Source organism: Cytobacillus firmus NBRC 15306 (genome assembly GCF_001591465.1).
GTDB classification, from domain to species: domain Bacteria; phylum Bacillota; class Bacilli; order Bacillales; family Cytobacillaceae; genus Cytobacillus; species Cytobacillus firmus.
This window is the reverse complement of sequence record NZ_BCUY01000023.1, coordinates 21111-34085: the sequence shown is the minus strand read 5'-3', so window position 1 is coordinate 34085 and position 12975 is coordinate 21111. Positions and strand designations below refer to the sequence as shown.

Genomic DNA, 12975 nt, shown 5'->3' with positions numbered 1-12975 from the left:
AATAAAAAATAGCAGAAGGAAAATTCCTCCTGCTTAATTCGACAAAATTCGGGTGGTGCCTGTCACTATTTGGATATATATCTCAAAGCCATCTGCAGCTGCAAATCGTTCTGCTCTTTTTTCATTTCTTCGATGGCGGCCTGTTCGAGCGCTGCTGCGGTTTTCTTGTCTATCCGGCCGGTTGCTTCAATCTCTTTTTGCTGCTGAAAGACTTTCACTGCTTCTTCAGTGGAATCATTGAAATAGCCATCTGTCCTGCCAGGGGCATATCCGAGTCCGGCCAGAATTTCCTGTGCATTCTTCACCATTTCATTATTCATATCGATTGTCAAAGGCTTCTCCACCTGCAAAGGATGAGTCTGATAGATATCCGGCTGTTTCACCTCAAGGGTAGGCTTGATTCCTTTATTATGAATCCAGTTTCCGTCTGGCGTCAGCCATTTAAATAAAGTGAGCTTGATATTGCTGCCGTCACCCATCGGAACAGGCTGCTGAACAGTCCCTTTTCCAAATGATTTCTCACCGATAATGGCATAATCTTCCGCTTCCTTTAATGCGCCGGCCAGAATCTCTGATGCAGAGGCACTTCCTTTATCCACAAGAACGGCAATCGGATAGCTTTTTGGTTTTTCAAGTGTGGAGAAATACCTCATCTTCTCCCCATTCCGCTTCTCAATTTGCAAATAAGGTTTGTCAGCCGTAACCAATTCCTTCAGGATTTCCTGAACAGAGGTCAGGAGACCGCCGGGATTTCCGCGCACATCAATGACAAGCCCTTCGATCCCTTCCTGTTCCATTTCACTCAGCTGTTTCGCAAATTCTTTCGATGTATCTTCGGAAAAGGAGGTAATCTCCAGATACCCAACCTCTTTTCCTCTTTCCTTCTTGATTTCTGAGTAAACAGTAATTTGAGGTATTTCATCTCTTTTCACTTCCACCTTTAAAGGCTCCTTTAGTCCCTGGCGCGCAACTTCAAGCTTTACCTTTGTTCCTTTTTTACCGCGGATCTTCATGGTCGCTTTATATAAATCAAGACCCTTCACACTTTCCCCGTCCACTTTTAAGATTTCATCTTTTGGCTTCAGTCCCGCTTTTTCAGCCGGTGAGTCCTTAAAAGGCGCAACAATGATGATTTTTCCGTCCACCATGCTGACTTCCGCACCGATTCCTTCAAAAGAGGATTCCAATGTATCACTGAATTGTTTTGCCGTTTCTTCATCCATATAAACAGAGTATGGGTCTTCGAGGGTTGCAAGCATGCCCTGAATGGCTCCCTCCACGAGCTGTTTCTCCTCTACTTTTTCCACATAGCTATTCAAAATCAGCTGATAGGCCGTTTCCATCTTTTCAACCTTTTCTTGATCTAACTGTTTTCCGTTTTCCTTGGAATCTAGTAATTGATTTGGGGCCCCTGTCTGCGGAGCTTCCTTTGCCAGCCACTGCATGCCTGCATATGTACCGCCAGCCCCTGTCAGCAATGATCCCGTCATCAGCACGGCGATCCATTTTCTGCTCATCGTCATCTCCCTTTCCAGTTTGCTGCGCTTCCTGTATTTTTTCAGCGTCTGCGGCCTTCCCCGATTTTTAAATAAATAAAAACAACCCGCAAAGGGAGCGGGATGTCTTCGCATATTTCATCCTATGTTTGGTATGGACGAGTTATGAATTCTTTTACTTGAGACTATTTTAAAAACAAACGTCTTATAGGATTAAAGACCCTCTTTTCGGGTAAAAGAAAAGTGGAAGAAGCTATGCTCCTTCCACTTTCACTATTTTTATAGAGGTACAATACCTACAGGATTAATCGCATTTGATTTTGCTGCATCCCAAGAACCCCTGTGAAGTTCGAAGTGCAGATGCTGACCGTAAGATTGTCCAGTGTTACCCATTATGCCGATTTGCTGGCCTTTAGAAACAGTCTGGCCAGATCCGACAGAACGGCTTCTCATATGAGCGTATACTGTTGTATACGTTTGTCCGCCTACAGAATGGGCAATGAAAATGGCATTTCCGTAGCTGCTTGAATAGTAAGAACGGATGACAACACCATCTGCTGCTGCTACGATCGGTACTGTTCCGCCAGAGGCAATATCTACACCAAAGTGATTACCTAAAGAACGGTTACCAAAACCGGAAGAAAGTCTTCCTGATGCCGGTCTTGTCCAAGCACCGCTTGCTACGGAAGGTGCAGATACCTGCGGGCTGCTTGATGATCCGCTGTCAGATGAGGAGCTGCTTCCTGATGATGAGCTGCTTCCAGCTGATGAAGAGCTCTTCTTAGCCGCTTCTGCTGCAGCCTTTTGTCTTGCCAATTCAGCTTGTCTTGCTGCCTCAGCTTGTCTTGCTGCCTCAGCTTGTCTTTCCTGCTCAAGCTTGATCGCTTTTTGAAGTGCCGCTTCCTGGGCTGCAAGAATCTCATTTTCTTCTGCCAGTTCAAGCTTATGAGCATGCATTTCCTCTTCTTCATGCTTTAAGGATGCAAGCAGCTTATCTTTCTCTGCTTTTTGAGCGTTTAAGCTCTTTTTCATGCTTTCAAGCTCGGCACGCATTGTTTCTAAAGAGGCAAGCTCTTCTTTTACCTGATTCTGTTTTTTCTCAAGCTCGTCTTTATCTGCCTGATGCGCTTGTAAAATATCCTGGTCAGCTTCAACGATTGTTGCAACGGCTCCAACGCGTTCAACAAAGTCTCCAAAGCTTTGCGCTCCCATTAAAACATCAATATAGCTCACCATTCCGCCAGTTTCCTGGTAGTTGCGCGCACGGTCTTTTAATAGTTCATTACGCTTTTTGATGCGCTCTACTAATATTTCAATTTCAGCTTCAAGCTTTTCTATTTCCTTTTTAGTATCTGCAATTTCCTGATTCTTTTCTTCAATTTTTGCTAAAGCATCACTGATTGCTTTATCCAGACGCTCAATCTCACTTTGTACAGATTGCTGCTCGCCCTGGTTTTCGCTGATCTTTTTATCTGTATCGTTTAACTTCGACTCTACTCCGGAACGCTGCTGGTTAATTTTTTCCTTTTGGCTGTTTAGATCGTTTATTTTATTTGCTGCAGATGCCTTTTCAATAGGCATTCCAACTGTTATGCTGCCAAAACCCAAAACGGCAGCTAATGATAATGTGATGATGGATTTCTTCAATTTCCGATTTCTCCTTTCAATGAACACCATATGTACAGGTTAATCGTTCTATATTTCATCCAAGTCTGAAACATTTAGCTTTTCTGAATCGTCTAATATAATGAAGCTTGAAGGCGCCTGGACAGGTTCCCCCCACCGCAGGGCCTTCTAAGCTTGTTTATACTTTCAGGAACTTTCTGACTGACATTAAGCTTCCCCATACACCAATGAGGGCACCCATCAGGATAAGAAGCCCGGAAATCTGATAGACAAACGGACTGAACTCCAGCAGCTTGACAAAATGTCCTTCAAGCTTTGGCGCCAAATAATCATAGGCGTAATAGTATGCTGATGAAACAAGCGCAATAGGAATAATGGATCCAAGCAGCCCAAGCCATAAACCTTCAAGGAAGAATGGCCACCTGATGAACGAGTTGGTTGCTCCTACCAATCTCATAATCTCAATTTCTTTTCTTCGTGACATAATCGTAATCTTAATGGTATTGGAAATCAGGAACATGGCAGTGAATAATAAGCCGATAATCAGCACAAGGCCAACGTTTCGTCCGGCATTGATAAAGTTGAATAGTTTTTCAACCTGCCCCTGCCCATATTTTACTTTTGCCGCATATTCCATTTTTTCAATCTGCTTTGCAGCTTTCATTGTGTCTGCCGGGTTTTTCGTCTTTACGATAAATACATCGTTCAGCGGATTATCCTGTTCAAACAGTTTGAAGGCTTCGCCTTCTTCACCAAGGCTGTTTATTAAACTATCAAGCTCTTTTTCCTTAGTTGAATATTCAACTGTTTTGATTTCGGGTATTCCTTCGATTTTTTGCCTTAAAACTTCCTGATCCTGCTCATTTGCAGCAACATCGATGTGAACGCGGATTTCCACGTCCTCTTCAATGGTTGTAGCCACCTTGTTGAGATTCATCATAATGACGAAAAATACGCCAACTAAAATGAGGGTTACTGTGACCGCACTTGCAGAAGCAAATGTCATCCAGCCGTTTCGTCCGAGACTTTTAAAACTTTCGCGGAAGTGCCGGCCCAATGTTCTAGCTTTCATAGCCGTAATCACCTCTTTGCTCGTCACGCACAATTCTTCCGCCTTCAATGGCAATAACGCGGTGCTTAATCGTGTTAACAATTTCTTTATTATGAGTTGCCATGACCACAGTCGTTCCTCTCGTGTTGATTTCATCGAAGATGTTCATGATTTCCCATGAGGTATCCGGGTCAAGGTTTCCGGTAGGCTCGTCCGCTATCACGACCTTTGGAGAGTTTACAATTGATCTGGCGATGGAAACACGCTGCTGCTCTCCGCCTGACAGTTCGGTCGGAAGCATTCTTGCCTTATGTTTTAAACCTACAAGGTCCAAAGTTTCCATGACTTGTTTTTTAATATTCTTCGGATGCTCTTCGATAACCTCAAGAGCAAAAGCGACATTCTCATAAACAGTCAGTGTCTGGAGGAGCTTAAAGTCCTGGAAAACGACACCGATTTTACGGCGCATTAGCGGCACCTTTGTATTCTTCAATGTAGCCAGATTCACTCCGTCAATGGTTATCGTTCCGCTCGAAGGCTTTTCTTCCCGGTACATCATTTTGATAAAGGTGGATTTACCTGCCCCACTCGGCCCTACTACATAAACAAACTCACCTTGCTTAATATGAATATCTATCCCGCTGGCAGCTGTAACGCCATTGGGGTATCTCTTATATACGTCTTTCATTTCGATCATATATATCACCTAGCATCTAGTGTGTATTAAGAATTTAAATAACAGACGGCTTGTTTCGCTAAAAAACGACATCCTTTCGACATAGAGGATGACAAAATACTTGTAAATACTGCCTAATTAGCCATCTAAAATTCTCACACAACCCATTATAACATCATAAGTTGTCAAAATAACGGAAAAAATTATTACAGTTTCTTTTCAATCCCGATACTTTTGTTACTTTTTTCCTTAATTTCTTTAATATTCTAGTATATTATTCTCTTATTCGACTGATTTTTCCTTCTTTTTTCATATTGCAATTACTCGATATTTGTCATAAATTCTGTGAAGCTATCCTGGGCTTTGAGATTGGTTATTGCAACTTTTGTTCAATACTGGGAGTTTAACTTAGGTTTTGACGCAGCTTGTTTTCAATGTGGGTGTATAAGCGGTGTCTATATTAAGCGAAAAAAAATAAAAACGCCCTGGTAAACAGAACGTTTTCATTGATATTCTCTTATTTCTTACCTGCCAGCCAAGACGCTACAGCAGAAGCTTCTTCACCCTGAAGCAATCCTTTAGGCATTGCCCCTTTACCGTTTTCTATAATGTTTTCAATATCTTCCTGTGACAGTCTTGAACCCACTTTATCAAGGGCAGGTCCTACACCGCCTTCAAGATTTGCACCGTGGCAGCTTGAACACTTCTGTTCATAAAGCTTTTGTGCATCACCAGCGTCAGCTGTATCAGTTGTTGTTTCACCGCCGCCGTTTGTAGCAGTGTCCTTGTCTTCGGCAGCATCGTCTCCGCCGCCGCAGGCTGCAAGAACTAAAGATGTACCCATCAGTAGTGCTAATAGCTTCTTCTTCACCTATAATTCCCCCTCAGGAAAAAATACTAAGTACAGTTATATTATACCAACACTACGCTCGTTTGAAACCCTCGCCCAACACCTCTGAAGCATCCGTAACAATGATAAATGCAGTAGGATCAATGGTTTGAACCAGTTGTTTCAATTTTGTGAACTCTGTCTGATCCACTACACACATCAGGACCGGACGTTCATGGTCGGTATAACCACCGTATGCTGATAGTTTTGTCACACCGCGGTCAATTTTATTCAAAATTCCTTCACGAACTTCACTTTGATTTTCAGTAATGATTAAAGCCATCTTTGTCCGGCTGAAACCAAGCTGGATCAGATCAATTGTTTTACTTGTTACATATAAGGCAATTAAGGCATACAGCCCCTGCTCTATGTCAAAAATAATCGCAGCCGACAATACGATCAATCCATCGATTATCGCAACACAAGTGCCAAGGGACAAACCTGTATACTTGTTAATAATCTGTGCTGCAAGGTCTGTCCCTCCTGTTGATGCTTTACCCCTGAAAACAATTCCTAAACCAAGACCGACGCCAATTCCGCCAAACAGCGATGCGAGCAGCGGATCAGATGTCCATGGCTCATATTCCTTTGTCAGAAACACAACAAACGGCAGGAAAATTGTCCCGGCCAGAGTCTTGGCTCCAAATTGTTTTCCAAGCAGCAGCACACCAGCAATAAAAAGCGGTATATTAAATGCCCACTGGACATAAGCCGGCTCCCAGCCAACAACTGCATCAAGGATTGTACTGATCCCGCTTACCCCGCCTGATGCAATCCGGTTGGGAAGCAAAAACACATTAAATGCAACCGCCACAATACCTGACCCTATCAAAACGTATAGATACTCCAGCAATCTCTCCGCTTTTGTACTATAAGTATATCCTCTTCTATTTTTGCCCATTTCTTCTCCCTCCGGTGTCCCGATCTATGCACAAGCTGATATTCCATTTTTACCGTCAGTGAGTATAGCATGGAGTTTGAGGCCTGTAAATGCCATTGATCTGCCGTATTAAAGGACTATGGCCTGCCTTTTCATTATGTTGCGATAAAAGCGTACAATTTATCATGTGATTTTTATGTGTGAAATGTTTATGAACTTTTTGGAAGAATGCTCCCTGCTGCCTTCTCATCAGCATGAAATTCAGTGGCATGTGGTATAATGTCGAAAAGGAGGTGAGAAAATTGGAGAAGATTCTTAATGAAATTTTAAGTACACTGAAAGAACATTCCAAGAGGTTTGATGGTATTGATGAGAAGTTCGATTCAATTGATAAAAGATTCGACTCTATAGACCAGAAATTTGATTCGATTGATCAGAAATTTAATTCGATTGACCAGAGATTTGAATCGATAGATCAGAAATTTGATTCGATTGATAAAAAGTTCGATTTGATTGATCAGAGGTTTGATTCAATAGATAAGAGGTTTGATTCGATTGACCATGAAATCTCAGATGTTAAAAGCAGACTTGGAAATGTTGAGAACAGGCTTGGGAATGTTGAAAATAAAATTGAAGTACTGTCTGAACAGATTGAGAACAATGCGACCGAATTTAGAAGTCATTTTAAACATATTGAAACAAAGCTGGATCAGCATGAAGAAACCTTCCATATCTTTTCCGATACATTGATGGGTACTAAAATTGATATTGAACACCTAAGTAAAAAAAGCGGAGTCCACGAAACAGAAATCAACCAGCTCAAAAAGCGCATCCACTCCTAGAGCACTCCCCATTCACCGGCTAGCTCAGTTAAAATTCCATAGAAAAAATAAGCCTATGCCGGTAATATGCCAGCATAGGCTTTTTCGCATTTAATTCTCAGGCAAAATCAATTTTGAACGCAAGTATGCGTTAATAAACATATCCAGGTCACCGTCCATAACTCCCTGGACATTACCCGATTCTGTATTGGTACGGTGGTCTTTCACCATGGAATATGGGTGGAAAACATAGGAGCGGATCTGGCTTCCCCAGCCGATGTCTTTTTGCTCACCGCGGATTTCAGCCAATTCGGCTTCCTGCTCTTCGATTTTCTTTTGATAGAGTTTAGCTTGCAGCATTTTCATAGCACGTTCGCGGTTTTTGATCTGTGAACGCTCTGTCTGGCAGGTTACCACGACATTTGTCGGCAAGTGGGTGATACGGACAGCAGAGTCAGTTGTGTTGATATGCTGTCCGCCTGCGCCGCTTGCACGGTATGTGTCAATTTTGAGGTCTTCGGTACGGATATCGATTTCAATTTCATCATTGAATTCCGGCATCACTTCACAGGAAACGAATGAAGTATGGCGACGTCCTGATGAATCAAATGGAGAAATCCTGACAAGGCGGTGCACCCCTTTTTCCGCCTTCAAGTAGCCATAAGCATTATGTCCCTTGATGCTAAGCGTAACACTCTTGATCCCCGCCTCATCTCCCGGCAGGTAATCAAGGGTTTCCACCTTGAAGCCTTTCTTTTCAGCCCAGCGTGTGTACATGCGAAGCAGCATACTGCCCCAGTCCTGTGACTCGGTTCCGCCTGCACCTGGATGAAGTTCAAGAATGGCATTGTTTTTATCATATTCTTCGCTCAAAAGAAGCTGAAGCTCGAAATCGTTCAGGCGCTTCACTAAGTCCTTAAGCTCTTCCTCAAGCTCGGCCTGCAATTCTGCGTCGCTCTCTTCTTTTACGAGCTCATAAGTTAATTCCAGATTCTCAAACACTTCGTATAAATCGTGGAATTCAACAACCTGGTCTTTCAATGAGTTTGATTCGCTGATCACAATCTGTGCCGCCTGCTGGTCATCCCAGAATCCAGGCTGCAGCATGACATCATCAAGCTCAGCGATGCGTGCCTCTTTGTTTTCTAAGTCAAAGAGACCCCCTAAAGTCCGCTAAAATCTTAGCTGTTTTTTCAAGTTCATTGCGAATATCTGCTAATTCCATTTTGGTCACCTCGAAAATTATTATGTTATTTATCTGTAAAAGCAATCAGTTTAGATGTAGTCCGTTGATTTCCGCTGCGGGCACTTGCTTTCCGCGAGGAGGAACGGGAGCCTCCTCGGCATCGCCTGTGGGGTCTCCCGCTCCCTCTCCTCCCGCAGGAGTCAAGTGCCCTCCGCTCCAATCAACTCAGTATGTTAAACTTAGTTTCCTTCTTAAAAAGAATAGCTCTACTGAAACAGCTTTGTCAAAAAGGAGAAGCCGGCAAAGCTGTTGCCGGCTCGGGTGTTTTATTTCTCTGCACCACAGCAGTTTTTATACTTTTTACCGCTTCCGCAGATGCATGGGTCGTTGCGTCCAACGTCCATCTGCTTGACGACAGGTTTTTTCTTAACCTTTTCACCGTCTTCTTTCGGGTTGACGGCCTGGCCTTTGGCCACTTCCTGGCGCTCGAGGTTGTTGCGGATTTCGGCTTTCATGATGTATTTGGCCACATCTTCTTCGATGGAAGCGATCATGTTTTCAAACATCGCAAAGCCCTCTCCCTGGTACTCGCGGAGCGGATCTGTCTGGCCATACGCACGCAGATGGATTCCCTGGCGAAGCTGATCCATTGCGTCGATGTGATCCATCCACTTGGAGTCAACGGCACGAAGCACGATAACCTTTTCAAATTCACGCATCTGTTCAGGGCTGAGCATTTCTTCTTTTTCATCATAGCGTTCTTTCACCTTGGCAAAAATGGTTTCGACAATCTCATCCGTATCCTTGCCGCGGATGTCATTTATTGTAAGGTCGCCTTCATTAAGAAGGTTTCCATTTACATAGTCAATGATGCCCTGCAGGTTCCAGTTATCCTCATCTTCATGTCTCGGTGCATATCCTTCTACATTGCGCTTGATGCTGGTCATGATCATCTTTTCAACAATCTCTCTCAAGTTCTCAGACTCCAGAACTTCGTTTCGCTGACCGTAAAGAATCTCACGCTGCTGACGGAGAACATCGTCATAAGAAAGAAGCTGCTTACGTGCATCGAAGTTATTGCCCTCAACGCGTTTTTGTGCAGATTCAACGGCTCTTGAAACCATTTTACTCTGGATTGGCTGAGTGTCATCCATTCCAAGGCGTTCCATCATCGATTTCATGTTGTCAGAACCGAAACGGCGCATCAATTCATCTTCCATGGAAAGATAGAATTGCGTGACACCAGGGTCGCCCTGACGCCCGGAACGTCCGCGGAGCTGGTTATCGATACGTCTGCTTTCATGACGCTCTGTCCCAATAACGCAAAGTCCTCCAAGTTCCTTTACACCTTCGCCGAGCTTGATATCCGTACCGCGTCCTGCCATGTTTGTGGCAATCGTCACAGCACCCTGTTTACCGGCGTCCGCAATGATTTCCGCTTCACGGCCGTGGTTCTTCGCATTTAGGACGTTATGCGGAACACCTTTTTTGCTCAGGTATTTAGAGATGATTTCAGATGTTTCGATAGCCACTGTACCGACAAGCACAGGCTGTCCTTTTTTGTGGCGCTCGGCAATATCTTCCACGACCGCACGGAATTTGCCATCCATTGTGGCATAAATAAGATCGGCACGGTCATCACGGGCGATCGGACGGTTTGTCGGAATCACCACAACGTTCATATTATAGATATTGCGGAATTCCTCTTCTTCCGTTTTCGCCGTACCAGTCATACCGGCGAGCTTTTCGTACATACGGAAATAGTTCTGGAATGTAATAGTTGCAAGGGTCATGCTTTCGTTCTGGATTTCCAGGCCTTCCTTCGCTTCGATAGCCTGGTGAAGCCCATCGCTGTAGCGGCGGCCCTTCATCAGACGGCCGGTAAATTGGTCAACGATGACGATTTCATCATCCTGAACGACATAATCGACATCCAGGTGCATGCTGGAATGTGCTTTTAATGCCTGTGTAATATGGTGGTTAAGTGCAACATGCGAAATGTCGAAAAGGTTATCGATCCCAAAAGCCTTCTCTGCTTTGGTCATTCCTTCTTCAGTCAGCTGCACGCCTTTTGTTTTTTCATCATACGTGAAATCTTCGTCTTTTTTCAGGCGGCTGACAAACGCATTTGCCTGAATATAAAGCTGTGTGGACTTTTGGGCTGAGCCGGAAATAATCAGCGGTGTACGCGCTTCGTCAATAAGAATGGAGTCAACTTCATCGATTACGGCATAGTGAAGAGGACGCTGGACCTTCTGCTCTTTGTAAAGAACCATGTTATCGCGAAGGTAATCAAACCCTAGCTCATTGTTTGTGCTGTAGGTGATATCAGCCGCATAGGCAGCCTGCTTTTCTTCTTTGGAAAGTCCGTTTAAGTTAAGGCCAACAGTCAGGCCAAGGAATTCGTAAAGCTGACCCATTTCAGTGGCGTCACGGCTCGCAAGGTATTCGTTGACTGTAACAACGTGAACGCCTTTGCCAGTTAAGGCATTAAGGTAAACCGGCATAGTTGCAGTCAGGGTTTTACCTTCACCCGTTTTCATCTCGGAAATGTTGCCTTCATGAAGGGAAATCCCCCCCATTAACTGAACCGGATACGGATATAAGCCAAGAACGCGCTTCGCTCCTTCACGGACAACCGCAAAGGCTTCAGTCAGCAGATCATCAACAGTTTCGCCCTTTTGGTAGCGGGCTTTGAATTCTTCGGTTTTCTCGCGCAGCTGCTCGTCCGATAATTTTTCCATATCAGATGCAAGTGCATCAATTTGTTCTGCCATTTTGGTGAGGCGTTTTAATTCGCGTTTATTTTGATCAAACACTTTATTTAAAATCCCAAGCATTAAAAACGCTCCTTTATGTTGGATATGACAGCTCTTTATTCAGGGCTGTACATATCTGATTTCATAGTTAATATCATTGCACAGGCAGTAATAGATTCGCTGTTTCCCGGCAGAATCCTCCCGTGAAAATTCACATTATTTCTTATTAATATTACCACTTTGGGAGAGGGGTGACAACTTATGCCGCATGCGGGCTTAATCGAGGTCGTTAGTATGATGACAGGACGCTGGTTTCGGTTTGGACTCTGGGTGGCTTATTATCGGGGTTTGTGTCCGAAGCTGGACTGGGTTCTGACTCAGAATCGCTTTTTACCCAGGTTTGTGTCCGAAGTTGGCTTGGGTTCTGACTCAGCTTCGCTTTTTACCCAGAGTTGTGTCCAAAGCTCACTCCGGTTCCGACACAGACAACTTTCCCCATAAATAAAAACAGAGAGCAGCGATGCTCTCCAATTTACGAATTCGAGGATTCAATCAGTTCTATAATGGTTTTCTCAACTGCGTCGTAAATTTCGCCATAATAAGTGGAAACCCGGTTGGCATTGATGCCGTATAACTCTCCGAATTCTTTCTGAGTGAGATTTTCCTTTACAGGAGCTATCGTGCTTACAAGGTATCGAAGGCCGGCAACATAGTTATCAGGTTTTTTAACCTGTTTGCCGGTTTTCTCGAGGTACTCCATCCAAAGTGAAATTCCCATACCGATCAGCCATGGCTCTTCATCAGCTTTTATCATATCGTCCCGGAACATGTCGGCAACCTGTTCTGCACCATTGGTAGGCCAGTCGAAATTGTCCATATTTGGACCAGCTGATGATTTTGGCGTGTCATTCATAAGGTCAATTAGGAACTCAGCCATGTATTCTTCAGGATTCTCATATCCGGATTCTTTGAAGGAATACTGGATGTAATCCGCAAACTGTGCAGCGTTATCTCCCGGCAGGTCAAATATAGCAGGGAACGCAACATACTCTTCTCCATAAGGAAGCAGCATGGCAAAGGCAAAGCTCCCTTCACTAACTTCCATATCACCAAATAGGGAGACATTGTAAACCTTCCCCGTCAGACAATCCTCGATAACTGCTTTGTCTTCAGTCACTTCAATTAACTTTCCAGCAGCAGCTTTGCTGTCCTCCCACGACTTCAATATACTTTTTAAGCGAGGGCGCGCGACGGCTGGCAGCTTAGAATGAATGAACTCATCCATTACGGATTGCACATCATCCAGAGTTCCAAAAAGAACGTACCAGAAAGAGTGCACAAATTCATAGAACTCTTTTTCCTGCGGTTCAATGTCTTCAAGTATTTCCAGAAGATCTTTGAAATCCTCTTTCATGTCATCCGCAAAATGAGTAAGTGCAAAGATCCTTGCTTCCTTTTGAAGATCAAGAACTTCGTGATACAATACATCTTTAATCGAAACAGCATCCCTGCTGCCGCAGCATTTTTTATATTTTTTTCCGCTTCCGCATGGGCACGGTTCATTTCTGCTTACTTTTGACATTCTTTAAAT

Annotated in this window: 10 protein-coding genes; 1 reads left to right on the top strand and 9 read right to left on the bottom strand. The window is 43.9% G+C overall.

Features of this window, described 5'->3' with window-relative positions; translation table 11 throughout:
* Positions 1-65: 65 nt before the first annotated feature.
* The 6 genes from BFI01S_RS08975 to BFI01S_RS08950 form a co-directional block, all read right to left on the bottom strand.
* Positions 66-1517 (bottom strand): S41 family peptidase, encoded by a 1452-nt coding sequence (locus tag BFI01S_RS08975; RefSeq protein WP_061792330.1) that lies wholly within the window; start codon positions 1515-1517, stop codon positions 66-68.
* A 258-nt stretch (positions 1518-1775) separates the two neighbouring features.
* The gene (locus tag BFI01S_RS08970) at positions 1776-3143 is read right to left on the bottom strand and encodes a murein hydrolase activator EnvC family protein (RefSeq protein WP_061792318.1); all 1368 of its coding nucleotides are present in this window, start codon (positions 3141-3143) and stop codon (positions 1776-1778) included.
* Positions 3144-3300: 157 nt separating this feature from the next.
* On the bottom strand, positions 3301-4194 hold the full coding sequence (gene ftsX / locus BFI01S_RS08965; RefSeq protein ID WP_061792317.1) for a permease-like cell division protein FtsX: 894 nt from the start codon (positions 4192-4194) through the stop codon (positions 3301-3303).
* On the bottom strand, positions 4184-4870 hold the full coding sequence (gene ftsE, locus BFI01S_RS08960) for a cell division ATP-binding protein FtsE (RefSeq protein WP_061792316.1): 687 nt from the start codon (positions 4868-4870) through the stop codon (positions 4184-4186). The genes ftsX and ftsE overlap by 11 nt, the downstream gene beginning before the upstream one ends.
* A gap of 496 nt (positions 4871-5366) precedes the next feature.
* Entirely contained in the window at positions 5367-5720 is a 354-nt protein-coding gene (gene cccB, locus BFI01S_RS08955) for a cytochrome c551 (RefSeq protein ID WP_061792315.1), read from the bottom strand.
* A 52-nt stretch (positions 5721-5772) separates the two neighbouring features.
* A complete protein-coding gene (locus BFI01S_RS08950; RefSeq protein ID WP_061792314.1) occupies positions 5773-6639 on the bottom strand; it encodes a YitT family protein in 867 nt (288 codons plus the stop codon).
* Positions 6640-6920: 281 nt separating this feature from the next.
* On the opposite strand from BFI01S_RS08950, the gene BFI01S_RS08945 reads away from it, so the two are divergent.
* Positions 6921-7460 (top strand): hypothetical protein, encoded by a 540-nt coding sequence (locus BFI01S_RS08945; protein WP_061792313.1) that lies wholly within the window; start codon positions 6921-6923, stop codon positions 7458-7460.
* Positions 7461-7550: 90 nt separating this feature from the next.
* Here BFI01S_RS08945 and prfB read toward each other — a convergent pair.
* The 3 genes from prfB to BFI01S_RS08930 form a co-directional block, all read right to left on the bottom strand.
* Positions 7551-8664 (bottom strand): peptide chain release factor 2 gene (prfB, locus tag BFI01S_RS08940; RefSeq protein WP_115596810.1). Its coding sequence is split into 2 segments (ribosomal slippage): positions 7551-8591 and positions 8593-8664, totalling 1113 coding nucleotides; the frame shifts between segments, so codons are not numbered across the junction.
* Positions 8665-8951: 287 nt separating this feature from the next.
* A complete protein-coding gene (gene secA, locus BFI01S_RS08935) occupies positions 8952-11465 on the bottom strand; it encodes a preprotein translocase subunit SecA (RefSeq protein WP_061792311.1) in 2514 nt (837 codons plus the stop codon).
* Positions 11466-11916: 451 nt separating this feature from the next.
* Positions 11917-12966 carry a YecA family protein gene (locus BFI01S_RS08930; protein WP_061792310.1) on the bottom strand — a complete coding sequence of 350 codons (1050 nt, stop codon included), beginning with the start codon at positions 12964-12966 and terminating at the stop codon, positions 11917-11919.
* Positions 12967-12975: the final 9 nt, after the last annotated feature.

Excerpts from the sequence above, each read along its gene's own strand:
- secA (WP_061792311.1), bottom strand. The coding sequence starts at position 11,465 with ATGCTTGGGATTTTAAATAAAGTGTTTGATCAAAATAAACGCGAATTA.
- ftsX (WP_061792317.1), bottom strand. The coding sequence starts at position 4,194 with ATGAAAGCTAGAACATTGGGCCGGCACTTCCGCGAAAGTTTTAAAAGT.
- BFI01S_RS08975 (WP_061792330.1), bottom strand. The coding sequence starts at position 1,517 with ATGAGCAGAAAATGGATCGCCGTGCTGATGACGGGATCATTGCTGACA.
- BFI01S_RS08930 (WP_061792310.1), bottom strand. The coding sequence starts at position 12,966 with ATGTCAAAAGTAAGCAGAAATGAACCGTGCCCATGCGGAAGCGGAAAA.
- BFI01S_RS08950 (WP_061792314.1), bottom strand. The coding sequence starts at position 6,639 with ATGGGCAAAAATAGAAGAGGATATACTTATAGTACAAAAGCGGAGAGA.
- ftsE (WP_061792316.1), bottom strand. The coding sequence starts at position 4,870 with ATGATCGAAATGAAAGACGTATATAAGAGATACCCCAATGGCGTTACA.